This window comes from Sphingomonas sp. J344 (assembly GCF_024700005.1).
In the GTDB taxonomy this organism is placed as follows: Bacteria; Pseudomonadota; Alphaproteobacteria; order Sphingomonadales; family Sphingomonadaceae; genus Sphingomonas.
Map to the genome: position 1 here is coordinate 1,410,108 of NZ_JAJONB010000001.1, position 17,955 is coordinate 1,428,062.

20 protein-coding genes are annotated in these 17,955 nt (G+C 67.5%); 16 read left to right on the forward strand and 4 right to left on the reverse strand.

Annotation, left to right across the window (positions count from 1 at the left end; translation table 11 throughout):
* Genes LRS12_RS07165 through LRS12_RS07175 form a run of 3 tightly spaced genes read right to left on the reverse strand, consistent with a single transcriptional unit; the run spans window position 1 to window position 1,451 of the window.
* Entirely contained in the window at window positions 1-681 is a 681-nt protein-coding gene (locus LRS12_RS07165) for a flagellar hook assembly protein FlgD (RefSeq protein ID WP_257843956.1), read from the reverse strand.
* Window positions 681-1,094, reverse strand: a complete 414-nt coding sequence (gene flgC / locus LRS12_RS07170) for a flagellar basal body rod protein FlgC (protein ID WP_257843957.1) — start codon at window positions 1,092-1,094, stop codon at window positions 681-683. Before flgC ends, LRS12_RS07165 begins: the two co-directional genes overlap by 1 nt.
* 3 nt (window positions 1,095-1,097) lie before the next feature.
* Window positions 1,098-1,451, reverse strand: a complete 354-nt coding sequence (locus LRS12_RS07175) for a flagellar basal body protein (RefSeq protein ID WP_257845454.1) — start codon at window positions 1,449-1,451, stop codon at window positions 1,098-1,100.
* Between the two features lie 224 nt (window positions 1,452-1,675).
* On the opposite strand from LRS12_RS07175, the gene LRS12_RS07180 reads away from it, so the two are divergent.
* The 10 genes from LRS12_RS07180 to LRS12_RS07225 all read left to right on the forward strand — a co-directional run bounded on the left by LRS12_RS07180 (window position 1,676) and on the right by LRS12_RS07225 (window position 9,789).
* Window positions 1,676-2,362: a motility protein A gene (locus tag LRS12_RS07180; RefSeq protein WP_257843959.1), complete on the forward strand. Its 687-nt coding sequence runs from the start codon at window positions 1,676-1,678 to the stop codon at window positions 2,360-2,362.
* Window positions 2,359-2,901 (forward strand): OmpA family protein, encoded by a 543-nt coding sequence (locus tag LRS12_RS07185; protein ID WP_257843960.1) that lies wholly within the window; start codon window positions 2,359-2,361, stop codon window positions 2,899-2,901. The genes LRS12_RS07180 and LRS12_RS07185 overlap by 4 nt, the downstream gene beginning before the upstream one ends.
* Window positions 2,898-3,410, forward strand: coding sequence for a flagella basal body P-ring formation protein FlgA (locus LRS12_RS07190; RefSeq protein ID WP_257843961.1), 513 nt, complete (start codon window positions 2,898-2,900; stop codon window positions 3,408-3,410). Before LRS12_RS07185 ends, LRS12_RS07190 begins: the two co-directional genes overlap by 4 nt.
* A 101-nt stretch (window positions 3,411-3,511) precedes the next feature.
* The gene (flgM, locus tag LRS12_RS07195; RefSeq protein ID WP_257843962.1) at window positions 3,512-3,796 is read left to right on the forward strand and encodes a flagellar biosynthesis anti-sigma factor FlgM; all 285 of its coding nucleotides are present in this window, start codon (window positions 3,512-3,514) and stop codon (window positions 3,794-3,796) included.
* Entirely contained in the window at window positions 3,783-4,097 is a 315-nt protein-coding gene (locus LRS12_RS07200; protein WP_257843963.1) for a flagellar protein FlgN, read from the forward strand. Before flgM ends, LRS12_RS07200 begins: the two co-directional genes overlap by 14 nt.
* 140 nt (window positions 4,098-4,237) lie before the next feature.
* Complete coding sequence (locus LRS12_RS07205; protein WP_257843965.1) at window positions 4,238-5,113, forward strand: lytic transglycosylase domain-containing protein; 876 nt, start codon at window positions 4,238-4,240, stop codon at window positions 5,111-5,113.
* Window positions 5,114-5,202: 89 nt separating this feature from the next.
* The gene (gene flhA, locus LRS12_RS07210) at window positions 5,203-7,209 is read left to right on the forward strand and encodes a flagellar biosynthesis protein FlhA (protein WP_374581267.1); all 2,007 of its coding nucleotides are present in this window, start codon (window positions 5,203-5,205) and stop codon (window positions 7,207-7,209) included.
* Window positions 7,206-7,946: a sigma-70 family RNA polymerase sigma factor gene (locus LRS12_RS07215; protein WP_257843967.1), complete on the forward strand. Its 741-nt coding sequence runs from the start codon at window positions 7,206-7,208 to the stop codon at window positions 7,944-7,946. Before flhA ends, LRS12_RS07215 begins: the two co-directional genes overlap by 4 nt.
* Window positions 7,947-7,992: 46 nt before the next feature.
* Window positions 7,993-8,346, forward strand: a complete 354-nt coding sequence (locus LRS12_RS07220; RefSeq protein ID WP_257843968.1) for a YbaN family protein — start codon at window positions 7,993-7,995, stop codon at window positions 8,344-8,346.
* A 57-nt stretch (window positions 8,347-8,403) separates the two neighbouring features.
* A complete protein-coding gene (locus tag LRS12_RS07225; RefSeq protein ID WP_257843969.1) occupies window positions 8,404-9,789 on the forward strand; it encodes a M28 family metallopeptidase in 1,386 nt (461 codons plus the stop codon).
* A 171-nt stretch (window positions 9,790-9,960) separates the two neighbouring features.
* Here LRS12_RS07225 and LRS12_RS20280 read toward each other — a convergent pair whose 3' ends face one another.
* On the reverse strand, window positions 9,961-11,364 hold the full coding sequence (locus LRS12_RS20280) for a flagellin (protein WP_374580510.1): 1,404 nt from the start codon (window positions 11,362-11,364) through the stop codon (window positions 9,961-9,963).
* 291 nt (window positions 11,365-11,655) lie between these two features.
* Between LRS12_RS20280 and LRS12_RS07240 the strand changes: the two genes are divergently transcribed.
* The 6 genes from LRS12_RS07240 to LRS12_RS07265 are packed head-to-tail and all read left to right on the forward strand — an operon-like array spanning window position 11,656 to window position 17,940.
* Window positions 11,656-12,867 carry a sigma-54-dependent Fis family transcriptional regulator gene (locus LRS12_RS07240; RefSeq protein ID WP_257843970.1) on the forward strand — a complete coding sequence of 404 codons (1,212 nt, stop codon included), beginning with the start codon at window positions 11,656-11,658 and terminating at the stop codon, window positions 12,865-12,867.
* Complete coding sequence (gene fliE, locus LRS12_RS07245; protein WP_257843972.1) at window positions 12,864-13,232, forward strand: flagellar hook-basal body complex protein FliE; 369 nt, start codon at window positions 12,864-12,866, stop codon at window positions 13,230-13,232. Before LRS12_RS07240 ends, fliE begins: the two co-directional genes overlap by 4 nt.
* Window positions 13,233-13,234: 2 nt before the next feature.
* Window positions 13,235-14,878: a flagellar basal-body MS-ring/collar protein FliF gene (gene fliF / locus LRS12_RS07250; RefSeq protein ID WP_257843973.1), complete on the forward strand. Its 1,644-nt coding sequence runs from the start codon at window positions 13,235-13,237 to the stop codon at window positions 14,876-14,878.
* Between the two features lies 1 nt (window position 14,879).
* Entirely contained in the window at window positions 14,880-15,890 is a 1,011-nt protein-coding gene (gene fliG, locus LRS12_RS07255; RefSeq protein ID WP_257843974.1) for a flagellar motor switch protein FliG, read from the forward strand.
* Entirely contained in the window at window positions 15,883-16,602 is a 720-nt protein-coding gene (locus LRS12_RS07260) for a flagellar assembly protein FliH (protein ID WP_257843975.1), read from the forward strand. Before fliG ends, LRS12_RS07260 begins: the two co-directional genes overlap by 8 nt.
* Before the next feature lie 9 nt (window positions 16,603-16,611).
* Complete coding sequence (locus LRS12_RS07265; protein ID WP_257843976.1) at window positions 16,612-17,940, forward strand: FliI/YscN family ATPase; 1,329 nt, start codon at window positions 16,612-16,614, stop codon at window positions 17,938-17,940.
* Window positions 17,941-17,955 lie beyond the last annotated feature (15 nt).

Here is a 17,955-nt window from a genome sequence, read left to right on the forward strand (position 1 = left end):
TCAGCCGATCTGGCGGATCGCGGTGGTGGACACCTGGCCGATGCCAGGCAGGGTAAGGACCGGGTTGCCGTCGCTGCCCATCGCGACCGCAGTCACGGGAGCCCAGACGAGCGGCTTGGCGGTGACGACGTCGCCATCGGCATCGCGCGCGGCGACGCGGAGGGTGAAGGGGCCATTGCCGGCCGGCTCACCGGTATCGGTGGTTCCGTCCCATTCGAATTCGGTGCGGCCTGAAGGCGCGGCGCCGAGCGAGACATTCTTGAGGATCTCGCCGTTCGGCCCCTCGATCACGACATTGACCTCGGCGGCGTCTGCGCCCAGCTCGATCATCCCGCCGAGCGACCCATCGGTGCGTGGATAGGCCACTGCGCCTTCGGTCAGCACGGTGCGCCCGACCCATGAGACAAGATCGGTGGTCGAGGTCGCGTTGAGCTTTGCCGCGATCGCCTGCAGCGTCGTGTTCATCTCGCTGATTCCCGCGAGCGACGAAAACTGCGCCATCTGGGCGACCATCTGGGTGTTGTCGACCGGATCGAACGGATCCTGATTCTTCATCTGCGCGGTCATCAGCGTCAGAAAGTCGGACTGATCCATCGCGGAAGTGCCGAGCGAATTGGTGTTCGCCTGCGCCGTGCCGGTGCGGCCGATGCCCAGATTGGCCATGGTCGTGTCGAAGCTCATCAGCTGCGTCCCAGGTTCAGCGTCTGGGTGATCAGCGTCTTTGCCGTCTGCATCACTTCGACATTGTTCTGATAGGTGCGGGCGGTCTCCATCATGTCGACCAGCTCGCGGGTCTCATCGACTGCGCTTTCCCAGACATTGCCGTCCTTGTCGGCCATCGGGTTGCCGGGGTCATAGCGCTTGGTGGGCGCTTCGCCGGCGACGACGACGTTTTCGACATCGACCGTCGCCATGCCGCTCGCCGCATCGAAATGCGTGCGGAAGACGGGTTTCATCGAGCGATAGGCTTCGCCCGGATTGGACGCGACCTGGCCGACATTGGCGAGGTTGGAGGCGGTGGTGTTCATCCGCACGAGCTGCGCCGACATGGCGCGGCCCGCGACCTGGAAGATGGAAAGCGGCTGCTCGGACATGGGTTACTCTCCCTTCAGCGCGCGCTTGAGCGTGTCGATGCGCCCGTTGAGGAATGCGAGCGTCGTCTGATAGGCGACGGCATTCTCTGCAAAGGCGGTCTGTTCGGTGGCCAGCTCGACGGTGTTTCCGTCGAGGCTGGACTGAAGCGGAGTGCGATATTTGGTCGCGCCGCCGATCGGATCGGCGCCGGCCATTCCGGGCGTCTCGATCGCGCTCAGCGCCTCGCGAAAATCGATATCCTTCGCCTTGAAGCCGGGCGTCGATGCGTTCGCGATGTTCGACGCGAGCACGCCCATGCGCTGCGAACGCACTTCGAGCGCCGCGCCGTGCACCCCGAAGAGACTGTTGCTGCCCATATTGACGGTCCTCATGCCAATGTTCGCAGGGTTCCTAGCAATGGGCGTGCCAGTTTGCGGGAAGCGGGCTGAAATCGCCGCGATTGCTGCATTTGACACTGTGGGCGGCAAGAGTTTGCCGCGCGGACGGCAGCGGATTTGCCGGTTTTGCCGGTTCCCTGTCATCTTGCCGGTCATTCCTTGGTGGCGGGCGATTTGGCCCGGCGCTTGCAAAGACTACGCGCATGAACAGTGCCGCATCCGCCGATCTCGCCGCGTTCGCCCCGCTCGACTCCTCCGTGCTGCTCGATCCGCTGGCGCTTGCCATCGTGCTGGGCGGCACGGCGGTCAGCGTCGTGCTGCGGCACCGGCTGGCCGACGTCGGACGCGGGCTGGTCGCGCTCAAGACGCTGCTGCGTCGTCCGTTCGACGCCGAGCCGCTGATTGCGCAGGCCGGGTCGCTCGAACGCATTGCCAAGCGCCACGGCCTGATCGCGCTCGACCGCTCGGTCATCGACGATCCCGACATGGCGGCGGCGGTCGCGGCGGCGGTCGATGGCGCGACCCCGTCGGACATCGAGGCGGCCATCCGCGACCGCGCAGCGATCCGTGCCGAGCGGCATCGCGCGGCGATCGAACTGTGGAGCGGGGTGGCCGAGGTCGCGCCCGCAATGGGGCTGATCGGCACGATCCTGGGGCTGGTCCGCATGTTCGCGGCGATGGAAGATCCCGACCGGGTTGGCGCGGCGATGGCGGTGGCACTGCTTGCCACGCTGTACGGAGCACTGCTCGCCAACCTCGTCGCCATGCCGATCGTTGCCCGGCTCAAGCGCCTCGCCCGTGTCGAGGCGGCTGAACGGCTGCGGCTCGCAGCCCCACTGGCAAGACTTGCTACTCTAGAGCGTGCGCGCAAGCGTGAGATGGCGGCATGACCGGCGCGCTCAGCCCCGACAGCTGGGACGACATCGCGCCGGCGCGATCGGTCTGGCTGATCACGCTCGCCGATCTGGCGTTGCTGCTGATCGGCTTCTTCGTGCTGCTTCAGGCGCATCGCGAAGCGGATCGCACCCGCCTGCTCGCGGGCCTGCGCAGCGGATTCGGCGTCGAAGCGCCCGCGCCGGTCGACCCGATGGCGGTCGCCCGGGCGCGCGTCGATGGCTATGCGCCGGGGAGCGCCTATGCCGATCTGACCGCCACGATCAGCTGGGCGCGCGATGTCGCGCGCGACAAGCGGACCGTCATCACCATCACCGGATCGACCGCGCCCGAGGGCGATACCGATCCGCGCACCGGCAGCGCCGCCATCCTCGCCGCTGACCGTGCGCGCGCAGCTGCTGCCGCGCTTGTGGCAGAAGGTGCTGTGTCGCCCGAACGCCTCATCCTTCGCGTCGCGCCCGGCAACCGCCGCGCCGTGACCCTGTCCGTCGGCTTTGCCGGCGATCCTGAATCAGAAGCTGGAGACCAACAATGATCGCACTCCTGATCGCTCTGTCCGGCCCGACCGCGGCCTTTCAATCGACCGACGCGCTCGACCTGCTCGTCGAACGCTTTGCCGGTGCACCGATTGGAGCCGAGGGCGGTGCGCGCGCTGCGGTAGACAAGCGCCTCAAGCTTGCAGCGTGCGATGCGCCGCAGCTCAGCTGGCGCTCGCCCGCCGAGGACGCGGTGGTGATCCGGTGCCAGGGGCCGCAGCAATGGCGCGTCTTTGTCGCGATCAACGCGCTGCCCAAGGCCGCACCGACCACGGTGGCCGCCGCGCCGACACCGGCTGCGGCCAAGCCCGAACTGGTGATCCGTCGCGGCGATCCCGTGATGCTGGAGGCGGGTGCCGCCGGCTTCTCGATCACGCGCGAGGGGCTGGCGATGGCCGATGCGGCCGTGGGCGGCCGCGTGCTGGTCAAGACCGACGACAAACGTCCGCCCGTCGCGGCAATCGCGCTCGCGCCGGGTCGCGCGAAACTGCCCGGCTTCGGCGACTGATCCGCTGGGCGGCAGAAAAAATCGCCGCCCGTGCATTTTTTCCTAAAGCTCCCCGTCAAAGCGTCGTTTTCGCGTATGTCCGCAGAAAAAGGGTCGCAGACATGGTGGATCCAGTCGGCTTCAAGCCTGCATCACTCGCTTCCCGGCTCACGCCGGTGTCTCCAGCCGCGCCCGTGCGGTCGGTGGAGGGCGCGAGCCAGGCTGCCAATACCAGCGCCGCCGCGTCGCTGACCCAGTCGGCCGCTGCCAGCGCACCGGTCGATGCCGAGCGCGTGGCGCGGATCAAGAAGGCGATTGCCGACGGCAATTTCCCGCTGGTCCCCTCGACCATCGCCGACCGGCTGCTCGCGCTCAAGCTTCAGTGGAACCCGAATGACCCGGCATGACGCCCTGGTCCGCGTGATCGAGGCGCTGCATGCCGAGATCGCCGCGCTGAAGGCGAACGACGTCGCCGCGCTCGAACGTGCGACGCGCGAGAAGTTGATCGGGATCGAGGCGGTGGGGGCCGCCAATGACGACGATCCCGCGTTGTCCAGCGAGCTCAGGGCGCTCGCCGAGGAAGCGCACCGGCTCAATGAGAGCTGTCGCATCTATGTCAACCTGATGGCCGCGAATGTGCGGCGGCGGCTGACGGCACTGACCGGCAATGATTTGCCGTCCTACCGGCCCGGATTTGCCGCCGGCTGATTGCATGCCCGTCACCCCGGCGAAAGCTGGGGTCTTTTGAGGCGAAAGACCCCAGCTTTCGCTGGGGTGACGCCTATTTCGCAATATTGGCACGCCTCTTGCTGATCTCCCTGGACCCAAGGGGATGAGAAGCAAGGCCTATGACCGTACCTTCGATCGGAGCCCGGACGACCGTCACCACGGCGATCGCGACGGCGAGCCAGAAGACCGGCATCGACTTCAACTATCTGCTCGGCCAGGCACAGGTCGAAAGCGGGCTGCGCGCCGATGCGCGCGCGCGCACCTCCAGCGCGACCGGCCTCTATCAGTTCATCGAGCAGAGCTGGCTCGGCGTCGTCAAGGAGCATGGGCAGAAGCACGGCCTTGGCTGGGCGGCCGACAGCATCCGCCAGACCGCCAATGGCCGGTTCACCGTCGCCGATGCAGCGACCCGACAGGCGATCCTGTCGCTGCGCAACGATCCACAGGCTGCGTCGCTCATGGCCGCGGAGCACGCCAGCGACAACAAGGCGTCGCTGGAAGCATCGCTGGGTCGCGAGACGACCGGCACCGACCTCTATATGGCGCATTTCCTGGGTCTGGGCGGCGCGCGCAAATTCCTGCGCGCGATGGACGCCGATCCGACGCGCGGCGCTGCGAGCATGTTCCCCGCAGCAGCGCGCGCCAACCGCAACATCTTCTACACCTCGGACGGGTCGCAGCGCACGCTCGGGCAAATCTATGAGCGCTTCGCCGGCAAGCTCGATCGCGGCGCAGCTGCGGTCGGTGCCACCGGCCTCGCCTCCGGCAATCTCGACGCGAAGTTCCAGACGCTCGTCGCCTCGCTCGGCGACGATGTCGAAGTGGTGCTCGGCAATGAAGCGGTCGGGCAGGATCGCGGCTGGCTGACCACGCTCGACCGGCTGCAAAGCGCGGGACGGCTCAAGGCGTCGACGATGCCGACGGCCAACCCGCTGCGCCCGACGCCGGAGACCGCCAAGCTCGCTTACCTGATGCTCGCCCGGCTGGGAGCCTGATCCGCAATGAACGCAGCGACCTTTCAGGGGGCATCGTCCCCGCGCTCCGCAGCTTCGCATTGCCCGCCGCCATCCTGGTGCTGGTCGGCATGATGGTCGTGCCGGTGCCGACCTTCCTGCTCGACGCCTTTTTCATCATGAACATCATCATCAGCCTCGCGGTGCTGATGGTGGCGCTCAACGCGCAAAAGCCGCTCGACTTCTCCGCCTTCCCGACCGTGCTGCTGTTCGCGACCTTGTTCCGCCTCGGCCTCAACGTCGCCTCGACCCGCGTTGTGCTGGGCCATGGGCATGAGGGCGAAGCGGCGGCCGGCCATGTGATCGAGGCGTTCGGGACGTTCATGATCGGCGGCGATTATGTCGTCGGCCTGTTCGTCTTCGCGATCCTCATCATCATCAACATGATTGTGGTGACCAAGGGTGCGGGGCGCGTGTCGGAAGTGTCGGCGCGTTTCACCCTCGACGCCTTGCCCGGCAAGCAGATGGCGATCGACGCCGACCTCAATGCCGGCCTGATCACCCCCGACGAAGCCAAGGCGCGCCGGATCGAGGTGTCGACCGAGGCCGATTTCTACGGCGCGATGGACGGTTCGTCCAAGTTCGTGAAGGGCGACGCGGTCGCCGGCCTGCTGATCCTGTTCATCAACATCATCGGCGGCCTGATCCTGGGTCCGGTCAGCCATGGCATGTCGCTGGGCGAGGCGGCGCAGACCTATGTGCTGCTCGCGATCGGCGACGCGCTGGTCGCGCAGATCCCGGCGCTGCTGCTGTCGATCGCCGCCGCCGCGATCGTCACCCGTGTCAGCGCGAACAAGGATCAGGACCTGACCGGCCAGATCGGCAGCCAGTTCGGCAGCCACCGCACCTGGACGCCGGTCGCCGTCATCACCGGCCTGCTCGCCTTCCTCCCCGGCATGCCCGCCTTCATTATCCTTCCCGCCGCCGCCGCATCGGGTTTCATGGCGTGGAAGATGTGGCGCGCGAGCAAGCTGCCGCCCCCGCCCGAGATGGTCGAGGCCGCCGAACCCGTCGATCCTTCGCGGATCGGCTGGGAAGAGGTCACCGACAATATGCAGGTGATGATCGACATCGGCTACGGCCTGGTGCCGCTGGTCGACGAGCGTCGCGGCGGCGCGCTGATGGGCCGGATCACCGGTGTGCGGCGCCAGCTGTCGAAGGAACTGGGCTTCGTCGTGCCGCAGGTGCGGGTGCGCGACGACATCAACATGGCCCCCTATGCCTATCGTATCGTCGTCGGCGGCGTGGTGATCGGTGAGGACAGTGTCTCGCCCGACGAGATGCTGGCGCTCGACACCGGCCAGGCGGTCGGCACGCTGCCGGGCAAGCCCGCCAAGGACCCGACCTTCGGGCTCGACGCGATGTGGATTTCGCCCGCCGATGCCGATGCGGCGACCGGCCAGGGCTGGCTGGTGGTCGATCCCGGCACGGTGATGGCGACACACCTCAACCAGGCGCTGATCCAGAACGCGTCCGACTTGCTCGGCCCGGACGAGGTTCAGGCGCTGCTCGACGGCCTGCGTGAACGCGCGGCGCAGCTGGTCGCCTCGCTCTCGCCCAACCCGCTGCCGATCACGACGCTGACCCAGGTGCTGCGCGGGCTGCTCGCCGAGAATATCCCGCTCAAGGAATTCCGTCGCATCGCCGCCGCGATCGCGCTCGCCGCGCAGAAGACCGCGGACGCCGACGAGATCGTCGAGCTGATCCGCCCCGAACTTGGGCCTTTGATCATCCAGCGGCTGTGCGGGGTGCGCGAACCGCTGCGCGTGATGACGCTGGAGGGCCAGCTCGAAGCGCTGCTCGGCCAGGCGATCCGCTCCGACCCGGCCAAGCGCCACACGATCGAGCCCGATCTTGGCCGCCGCATCGTCGATGCGCTCCAGCGCGCCGCCCAGCCGCTGGTCGCCGAGGCCAAGCCGTTCGCGCTCGTCGTCCAGCCGACGATCCGCATCGCGATCCGCAAACTCGTCCGCACCGTCCTGCCCGACACCCCGGTGATGAGCTTCTTTGAAGTGCCCGAGGACAAGTCGGTCGAGGTGGTCGCCGTGATCGGCGCACCGGAGGCACTTGCCGCATGACCTATCAGCCCGCCCCGAATGAATTTGCACTCACCTATGCGCGCAGCGGCGAGACGCGACGCGACATGGACGCGCTGGTGCGCAAGCATATGCCGCTGGTCCGGCGGCTCGCCTGGCATGTCCATGGGTCGATGAGCACGCTGATCGATGTCGAGGATCTGGTCCAGATCGGGCTGGTCGCGCTGGTCGAGGCGGCGGGCAGCTTCGAGGATCGCGGCCTCGTCAGCTTCGACCAATATCTCCACACGCGCGTGCGCGGCGCGATGATCGACGAGCTGCGCCGGCAAGCGACGATCACGCGCGGCGCGATGAAGCGCCGCCGCGCCTATCAGGACGCGGTGAGCGCGCTCGCCGCCGATGGCGCGCGACCGGACGAGGCGGCGGTCGCGTCGAAGCTGGGCGTGACGGTGGAGAAGCTGCGCAGCGACTATGCCAGCGCCGAGGCGGTGCGGTTCGATTCGATCGACGATGTCTATTCGGACGAAGGCCCGTGGTTCATGTCCGATGAGCCGAACGCATTCGACCAGCTCGCCGAGGCCGACCAGCGCGAGGCGCTGATCGAAGCGATTTCCGAACTGCCCGAAAAGGAGCAGCTGGTGGTGCAGCTCTATTATGTCGAGGAACTCAACCTCGAAGAGATCGGCCAGGTGCTCGGCGTCGGCGCCGCGCGCGTCTGCCAGATCAAGAAGAGTGCGCATGACCGGCTGAAAAAGGGGCTGATGCGGCGGTTGGGGTAGTTCGCTTTTTGCGAGACAGTCGCGATAACCCTGCTACGCAGTTAGGGTGCGTCGCCATCTCTATCTGATCGCCGGATTTCTCTGCCTCGGCCTCGCGGTGATCGGCGCGCTCCTGCCGGTGATGCCGACGACAGTGTTCGTCATCATGGCGGCCTATTGCTTCGCGCGCAGCTCGCCGCGACTGGAGGCAAGACTCCTCAACCATCCGCGCTTCGGCCCGCATATCGTCCGCTGGCGCGAACGGGGCGCGGTGAGCCGCAGCGGCAAGGTCGCGGCGACCATCGCCTTTGCTGTCAGCATCGCACTGACCCTGTTCCTCACCGCAATGCCCTGGCCGCTCGTCACGATCGGCGCTGCCGCCGTGATCGGCGGCTGGTTGTGGACCCGGCCCGAAGCCTGACGCCTTGCCCTGTGCGCAGGCCCCGCTAGGGTCGCGCGATCAGTTTGAGGGGTTTTCATGAAGCGTATCTTCGCCGCCGCATTGCTCTGCACCGCGCTCGCCGCGCCTGCCTTTGCCCAGACCGCAGCGCCTGCGCCGGTCACCACCGCCGCCCCGGCGACCGACTGGACGGTGAAGCCCGAATGGATCGCGGCGCATGTCCGCTTCCTTGCCGGGCCGGAGTTGCAGGGGCGCGGTAGCGCGACGCGCGACGAGGCGATTGCCGCCGCTTATGTCGCCGCGCGCTTTCAGGGCTATGGGCTTCAGCATGCGCCGGGCGCGGATTCCTATCTCCAGAAGGTGAAGGTGATCCGTCCGCGCCTCGACGGCGAACCGGCGGTGACCGTCGCGGGCAAGGCGGTGAAGGGTGCGACCCTGATCCTGGGCGGCGCGGATCGCGCGACGGGCGATGCGGTGGTCTATGCCGGTGACGATGCCGCAGCGATTCCAGGGGGCGACATCCTGTTCGTATCGAGCGCGAAGATATCGCCGTCCGCCGCGATGCGCGCAGTGCGCGGCAAGGGGACCAAGCTGCTGGTGCTGCGCGCGAGCGAGGCGACCGCGAAATTGTGGGACATGATCGGCAAGCAGCCGCGCCTCACCTCCTATCTCGCCGGTCAGCCCCCCAAAGACGGGCTGTCGGTGATCGTCCTTCCGGCAGAGGCGTTCGACAAGGCGGCGAAGTCGGCGGGCAAGCCGGTCGAGATGAGCCTGAACCTGGTGCGCGATGAGGTCGAGACGACCAATGCGGTCGGCTACCTTCCCGGCACCGATCCCAAGGCCGGGGTGATCCTGCTCGCCGCGCATGTCGATCATCTTGGCGTCCAGCCTGACGGGACGGTGATGCATGGGGCGAACGACGATGCGTCGGGCGTCGCCGCCGTGCTCGAACTCGCCCATGCGCTGAGCAGCGGCAAGCGGCACAAGCGCGGCATCTTGTTCGCCGCGTTCGGGGCGGAGGAGATGGGCGGCTTCGGATCGCGCGCCTTCGCCGCCAATCCGCCGGTGCCGCTCACCGACATTGTGGCGAACCTCGCCTTTGAGATGATCGGTGCGCAGGACCCCAAGCTGCCCAAGGGCACGATGATGATGACCGGGTTCGAGCGTTCGAACCTGGGTCCGACGCTTGCCGAACGCGGGGCGCTGGTCACCAGGGACCCGTACCCGGAGCAGAACTTCTTCGAGCGTTCGGATAATTTCGCGCTCGCGCGGCGTGGGGTGGTGGCGCACACCATTTCGGGCTGGGCGATGACGCCGACCTATCATTCGGCGCAGGATACCGTCGCCAATCTCGACATTCTGTTCATGGCGCGCGCGGTCCAGTCGCTGATCGGCCCCGCGCGCTGGCTCGCCGATACCGACTTCCGCCCCGACTGGACCCCCGGCGGGAAGCCGGCGGAGTAGGGGATCTCTTCATTCCTCCCCTGCACCGCAGGGGGAGGTGGACCGCCACCAAATAAAGAAAAACCCCGGCGGTCTCGCGACCACCGGGGCTTCCTCGCATGCCCTTCCAACAGGGAAGGGTGACCGGCCGTGGCGCCTGTCAGGGGGGTGACACCCCGACCGGGCACACGCTTAGCGAAGCAGCGTCAGAACATTCTGCTGCGACTGGTTGGCCTGGGCGAGCATCGCGGTCGATGCCTGGCTCAGGATCTGGGCCTTGGCGAGCGCCGTCGTTTCGGCCGAGAAGTCGGCGTCCTCGATGCGGCTGCGCGCTTCGGTCAGGTTGGTCACGTTGCTGGTCAGGTTGTTGACCACCGATTCCAGGCGGCTCTGGCTGGCGCCAAGGCCGGCGCGGACCGTGTTCACCGTGGTGAGCAGCGCGTCGATCGTGGCGAGCGAGCTGGTCGCCGCGGCCGAGGTCGCAACCGACAGGCCCGTCGTTTCGATATCGTCACCGACCGAAACCACGATGTCGTCACCCACTTCCGCCGCGATCATGTCACCGACTTCTGCCGCGATCAGGTCGCCTTCTTCGGCAGCAACCTGGTCACCGACCGAAACGGTGATCTCGTCGCCTTCGCTCACGACGATCATATCGCCTTCTTCGGCCAGAACTTCGTCGCCAACTGCAGCCGCAATGTCGTCACCGATATTGCCGCCAAAGCCGTTGTCGATGTCTTCCTGAGTCGCCGGGCGCATCAGGCCGTTGTCGACATCGTCCTGCGTGGCGAGGCGGGTAGCCCCGGCCGTTACGTCATCCGCAGTTGCCGCACGGGTCACACCGGCGGTCACATCCGCAGCCGTCGCCTCACGGGTCACGCCCGCATCGACGTCGTCCTGCGTCGCAGCGCGGGTCGCGCCTGCCGTCACGTCGTCGGCGGTCGCTTCGCGGGTCGCACCGGCGGTCACATCTGCGGCGGTCGCAGCGCGGGTCGCGCCTGCCGTCACGTCGTCCGCAGTCGCTTCACGGGTCGTGCCCGCATCGACATCTGCCTGAGTCGCGGCGCGGGTGCCGGCCGACATGCTGCTGAGGTCGATATTGCCGATCGTGATCGCAACCGTGTCGCCGGAGTTGTAGCCGGTCTGGATGCTGGTCGTCGTTCCCGCGCCGCCCGAGGTGGTGGTGAACAGCGACACGCCGTTGAACTTGGTGGTCGAGAGCGCCGACGAGATCTGCGAGGTCAGCGCGGTCACTTCCGACTGAAGGTTCGCACGGTCGCTATCCGAATAGGTGCCCGAAGCCGACTGAACCGACAGTTCGCGGATGCGCTGCAGCATGTTGGTGACTTCGCTCAGCGCGCCTTCGGCGGTCTGGGCAAGGCTGACGCCGTCATTGGCGTTGCGGATCGCCTGGCTCATGCCGCGGATCGACGAGGTCATCGTCGATGCGATGGCGAGGCCGGCGGCGTCGTCCTTCGAAGTGTTGATGCGCTTGCCAGTCGACAGACGCTCCATGGCGGTCTGCAGCGAGGCCGACGCCGTCTTCGAAGCGTTCGCGGCGCGAAGGCTCGCGATGTTCGTTCCGATAACAGTCATGTCTTGTCTCCGTTCAATCCGGCGTCTCTCCGTTCCCCCTGAATGCGAGAGAGCCCGAGCCGCCAATGGGGTAGAACGGCAGGGTGGCCGGCGGATTAAGCAGTTTTCTGCGCGGTTTTTCGCAGGTCTCGCGCGCGCGTAGAGGCGTGCGCGGCTAACTGGAGCCGAAAAATGCTGTTTTTTTTGAATTGGTTTACCGGTCGTTTACCATCAATCCCGCATTCCCCCCATCAACAGGGGGTTCTCGAATGCAGACCATCTTTCCGTCGGCAGCAGTCCTTCGCCAGAATTATGCGCTGGTTTCGGCGCTTCGCTCGCAGGGGATTCACGATCGGCGCGGCCGACAAGGTGAAGCCGATGCCCGGCGATCTGTTCATGATCGTCGAGGGCGAAGCGCCCCCGGTCTCTGCCCGCACCCTGGTGCTGGCCGACGGCCCGGTCGCGGCGATCCCGTTCCATGACGGTAATCCCGCGCGCCTGTCCTATGGCGCCGATGACACCGCCGTCGCGACCGGCTTTGCCAGCGCGATGCTGCGCGGCGCGCATGCTCCGGTCGCGGCCGACCCCGAAAGCCTGGCGCTCTACGCGCTGGCCGAACGCGTCGCCGCCGCCGACATCACCGTGCTGATCAACGGCCCGACCGGCACCGGCAAGGAAGTGCTGGCCAAGGCGATCCATATGGGTAGCACTCGCCGCGACGGCCCGTTCATCGCGGTCAATTGCGCGGCCTTGCCCGAAACCATGCTCGAAGCCTTGCTGTTCGGGCATCAGAAGGGCGCGTTCACCGGTGCGAATGCGGCGGGCGAAGGCTTTTTCCGCGCGGCCAATGGCGGCACATTGCTGCTCGACGAAGTCGCCGAAATGCCGCTGGCGCTGCAGGCCAAATTGCTCCGCGCATTGCAGGAGCGCGAAGTCGTTCCGATCGGGGCGACCGCAGCCGAGAAGATCGACGTCCGCGTCATCGCTTGCGCCAACCGCGATCTCCAGACCGAGGTGATGGAAGGCCGCTTCCGTGCCGATCTTTACTACCGCCTGTCGGTCTTCCCGCTGTCGACCAAGCCGCTGGCCGAGCGTCCGGGCGATGTCGCCGCGCTCGCCGCCGCGATGGTGCTGCGCCACGCTGGCCCGCGCGGTCAACTCCCGTGGGTGACGCGCGAGGCGCTGGCGGTGCTCCAGGCGCATGACTGGCCGGGCAATGTCCGCGAGCTGGAGAACGTGATCCAGCGTGCGCTGCTGCTGTGCATGGGCGACGCGATCACGCCCGATCACCTGATCTTCGACCGCGCGCCGACGCTGGCCGCGCCGGTGCAGGCCGAACCCGGCCAGCTCAGCAACATCGTCCAGCTCAGCGAATTCGCGGCGATCCGCGAGACGCTGGCAGCATGCGGCGGAAGCCGGACCGAGACCGCCAAGCGGCTCGGCATCTCGGAACGCACGCTGCGCTACCGCCTCGCCAAGGCGCGCGAGCAAGGCGAGGATCTTGTCCGGAGGATTAGCGCATGAGCGTCGGCGGAATTGGCGGCGCCGGGGGCGTCGACCGGGTGATGCAACTGCGCGCCCAGATCCTCGAACGCAACGAGGCGCTTCAGCGCGCGACCAGCGGTGCTGCCGCCCCGGTCGGTACGCCGGGCGTCCAGCCTGCTGGGCCGTCGAGCTTCATCGACACGATGGAGCAGGCGGTCGGCAAGGTGAATGGCGCGCAGAACCGCGCCAGCGAGCTTTCCGCCGCCTATGAGCGCGGCGAAACGGTCGACATCGCCAAGGTGATGCTCGCCCGCCAGGAGGCGTCGGTCGGGTTCGAAGCGACGCTTCAGGTCAGGAACAAGCTGCTGACCGCCTATCGTGACATCATGAGCATGCCGGTCTGACCATGAGCAACGCCATCGCCACCGCCGACGCCGCCCCCGCCAATGCCGGGATGGCAAATCCGATGAAGCAGCTGGGCGGCATCCTGTCCCAGCCAGCGGTCAAGCGCAGCCTTCCGCTGATCTTCATGCTCGGGCTGATCGCCGCTGCGGCGCTCGCCTGGATAAGCCTGTCGACCCCGCCGCAGCGTGTGCTGTTCGCCAACCTGCCCGAAAGCGACAAGGCGGCGGTGGCGCAGGCGCTCGACGCCGCCAGCATCGCGAACGGCATCGACGGGTCGGGGTCGATCACTGTCGGTGAGGACGATTATCACAAGGCGCGGATGCTGCTGGCCGGTCAGGATTTGCCCAAGGCGGCACCCGGCGGCTATGCCTTGCTCGACAATTTGCCCATGGGCGCGAGCCGCGCGGTCGAGGGTGAACGGCTGCGCCAGGCGCGCGAGACCGAACTCGCCCGCTCGATCGGCGCGATCGACACGGTGGCTGAGGCGCGGGTGCATCTCGCCACCCCCGAAGCCAGTGTGTTCGTCCGCGACAAGGCGGAACCCAGTGCATCGGTGATCGTCAAGCTTCAGCCGGGCCGCGCCCTCAGCGACGCGCAGGTCCGCTCGATCGTCAACCTCGTCGCCTCGTCGGTGCCGGGGATGAAGCCCGATTCGGTGACCATCGTCGACCAGATGGGCGCGTTGCTCAGCAAGTCCGGCCAGGAATCGAGCGCCGGCGACGCGCGCATCGATTTCCAGAACCGGGTCGAGGACAAGGTGCGCCAGCAGCTGGTTCAGTTGCTCACCCCCTTGCTCGGTGCGGGCAATTTCAGCGCCGAGGTGCAGGCCGAAGTCGATCTGGACGAAAGCCAGGCGACCCGCGAAAGCTATGACAAGGAAGGCACCGTCGTCCGCGCCGAACAGGGCAACTGGACCGGCGCGCCGCGCGATGCGGCGGCTGCCCCCGGTGGCATCCCCGGCGCGCTGTCCAACGTCCCGCCGCCGCCCAGCACGGTCGCTACGCCGACCCCCGATGCTCCGGCCCAGCCCGGCCAGCTCGCGACACCCGTCGCCGCGCCGGGCATGAAGCAGAGCGACAGCTTCACCCGCAGCTACAGCAACGGGCGTGAGGTATCGGTGACGCGCAACATGCCGGGCAGCATCAAGCGGCTGTCGGTCGCCGTGCTGCTGCGCGAAGAGCCGGGCAAGCCCCGCGGTCAGGTCGAGATTCGCCAGATCGATGAGCTGGTCAAGGCGACGGTCGGCTATAAGGCGGATCGCCAGGACCAGGTCACGGTGGTCAGCCGCAAGTTCAGCACCAACGCCGCCGCCGAGGCGGAGGGCATTCCCTTCTACGAAACCACATGGTTCGCGATGATCGCGCGCAACGTTACCGCTCTGGTGATCGCGCTGCTCGTCCTTCTGCTCGGCGTCCGCCCGCTCGCCCGCTCGCTGATGCGCCGCCGCGACGATGCGCGCGGCTCGGGCGTGCCGATGGGTGCCGCTGACGGCGTGCAGCTGCCGACGCCGGTCAGCCCGCAGATGCTGTCCGGATCGGGCCTGTCGCTCGGCGACCGCGTGGGACTCGTGCGTGACTTCACCCGCGACAATCCTGCCCGCGCCGCACTGGCGGTGCGCGACATGATCCGCACGGAGGGTCAGTGAGATGAACGCCCCCCGCCGCTTCACCGGCGTCGAACGTGCCGCCGTTCTGATGATGGTCGTCGGCGACGAAGAGGCTGCCGCGATCCTGCAGAAACTCGATCCCGACGAGGTGCGTCAGCTCGGTTCGGCGATGATGGCCGTTGCGGACGTCAGCGAATGGGAAATGGCGCAGGTCCTGGACGACTTCACCGGCCGTGCGCAGGAGCGCAGCGCGATCCAGTTCGATCCGCGCCCCAAGCTCGAAACGGTGGTCACCAAGGCGCTGGGGCCGGAACGCGCGGGGACGGTGCTCGCCAGCATCCTGCCGCCTGAGCCCGCCGAATCGATCAGCGCGCTCGCCTGGATGGACGCGACCGAGATCGCCGGGATGCTGGAAGACGAGCATCCGCAGATCGCCGCCGTGCTGCTTGCGCATCTCGATCCGGCGGTCGCCGCGCAGGTGCTCGAGATGTTGCCCGAGGCGATCCAGCCGCAGGTGCTGCGCCGCGTCGCGCGGCTGGGTCCGGTCACGCCCGACGCCATTGCGACGCTGACCCAGTTGCTCGAACGTCATGCGGGGCAGCCCAAACGGGTTGTCGGTCTGCAGATGGGCGGTACGCGCGAGGCGGCGAAGATCATGTCGTCGGCGCGCAAGATCACCGAACAGAAGGTGATGCCCAAGCTCGCCAAGATCGACCGTGAGATTGCCCGCGCGATCGAGGAGGCGATGTTCGTCTTCGACAATCTGCTCGAACTCGACGACAAGAATATGGGCACGCTGCTGCGCAACATCGACAGCGACGTGCTGGTCCGCAGCCTCAAGGGCGTGGACGAGGCAGCGCGCACCCGATTCCTGTCCTGCATGTCGAGCCGCGCGGCCGACACGATCCGCGACGAGATGGAAGCACGCGGCCCGATGAAGATGGCCGAAGTGCTCGACGCGCAAAAGGCGATGATCGCCATCGCGCGTCAGCTGGTAAAGGACGGCACGATCACGATGCCGGGCGGCGGCGGGGATGACGATTATGTCTAACTTTGTCCCCGGTCTGGCCGCACGCAGCGAAGGGATCGCCGACGCGCTCAAGCGCGCCTTCGCTCCGCCCGGCGCCTTCGCCGCGCGCCCCATCGCCCCGCGCGAAGCAGTTGCGACGCCGCGCCATTTCGCGCCCGAAGCACCAGGCCACAAGCCGACTCAGGGCTGGGATATGTTCGACGCCGACAAGGCGGTGGAGCCCAAGGCCCCGCCTGCGCAGTTCGTCGACCCGGTCGCCGCTGCGCGGGCGGCAGGCTATGCCGAGGGGCTGGCCGCCGGTCGCGCCGAGGCGGACGCCGCGTCGGCGCAACAGGCGGCCCTGCTCGCCCAGGTCAGCGATGCGTTGTCGCGGGGCGCCCATTTCGACCGGACGCGCATGGCCGGTCATCTGCGCCAGACCGTACTCCACCTCGTCTCGCGGATGATCGGCGATGCCGGGGTAGCTCCCGATGTCCTCGCGCACCGCATCGAGGCGGCGACCGATCTGCTGGCGGACAGCGCCGAATCGGCGATCCTGCGGCTGCATCCGGACGATGTCGCACTGGTACAGGACCATCTGCCCAAGAATGTCTTCCCGGTCGGCGACGCGCAGCTCAAGCGCGGTGCCTTTGTTATCGAAAGCGCCTCGACGATCGTCGAGGACGGCCCCGAACTCTGGCTCGAACAGCTCGCCCAGGCGATCGACCGCATTCCGATTCCACCCGAAATTTGAAGGGGCGTCATGCTCAACCGCTTTACCGCCGAGTATCTCGACGGCCTTGCCTGTGGCGATATCCGGCCCCGGCCCAAGGTGTCGGGGCGACTCGCCTCCTATGACGGGCTGCTGATGGAGGCGGTCGGCCTCTCGCTTCCGGTGGGCACGGTCTGCGCGATCGGCACCGGCGACAGCCGGGTCGAGGCGGAGGTGATCGGGTTTCGCGGCGGCCGGACATTGCTGATGAACCTGGGCGGTCCCGCTGCCCTGCTCCCCAACGCTCCGGTGCGCCCGATCGGCCCGCCGGGCGAGGCGGAGGTCGGCGCTGCCCTGCTCGGTCGCGTGGTCGATGGCGCGGGCAAGCCGATCGACGGGCTCGGCCCGATCCGCGGGGCGGGAAAATGGCCGCTGGCGGGCAAGATCCAGTCGCCGCTCGACCGGGGCCGCGTGCTTCAGCCGATGGATGTCGGCGTGCGCGCGATCAACGGCCTGCTGACGATCGGCCAGGGCCAGCGCGTCGGCATCATGGCGGGATCGGGCGTCGGCAAGTCGGTGCTGCTCGGCATGATGGTTCGCGCCGCCAAGGCCGATGTCATCGTCATCGGCCTGATCGGCGAGCGTTCGCGCGAAGTGTCCGACTTTCTGGAGACCAAGGTCGCGGGCGCGGCGCGGGCGCGCTCGGTCGTCGTCGCGGTCCCGGCCAACCACTCGCCCGTCCTGCGCATCCGCGGCGCATTGCGCGCCACCGCCATCGCCGAAGCCTTTCGCAACGAGGGCAAGAAGGTCCTCCTTATCATGGATTCGCTGACCCGCGTCGCGCATGCGGGGCGCGAGATCGGGCTGGCGCTTGGCGAACCGGCGAGCGCGCGCGGCTATCCGCCCTCGGCAATCGCGATGCTGCCCAGCCTGATCGAGCGCGCCGGGACCGATGTCCATACCGGCGGGTCGATCACCGCGATCTATACCGTGCTCGCCGATGGCGACGACGGCAATGACCCCGTCGTGGACAGCGCGCGATCGATCCTCGACGGCCATATCGTGCTCAGCCGCGCGCTGGCCGAACGCGGCGTCTATCCTGCGATCGACCTCGGGCCATCGGTCAGCCGCGTAATGACCGACATCGCGACCAAGGAGCATGTTGGTGCCGCGCGCGTGCTGCGCCGCCACCTCGCCACCTATGAGGAGAATCGCGATCTCGTCCTGATGGGCGCCTATCGCGCCGGGGCAGATGCGCAGATCGACGCGGCGATCGCCTGCCACGACACCGTGCTCGACTATATCCGCCAGGCTTATGACGAGACGGTCAGCCTCGACGAAGCGGTGACCGAACTGGTCGGCGTGTTCGGCGATGCGTAGTTTGATGGCGGCACC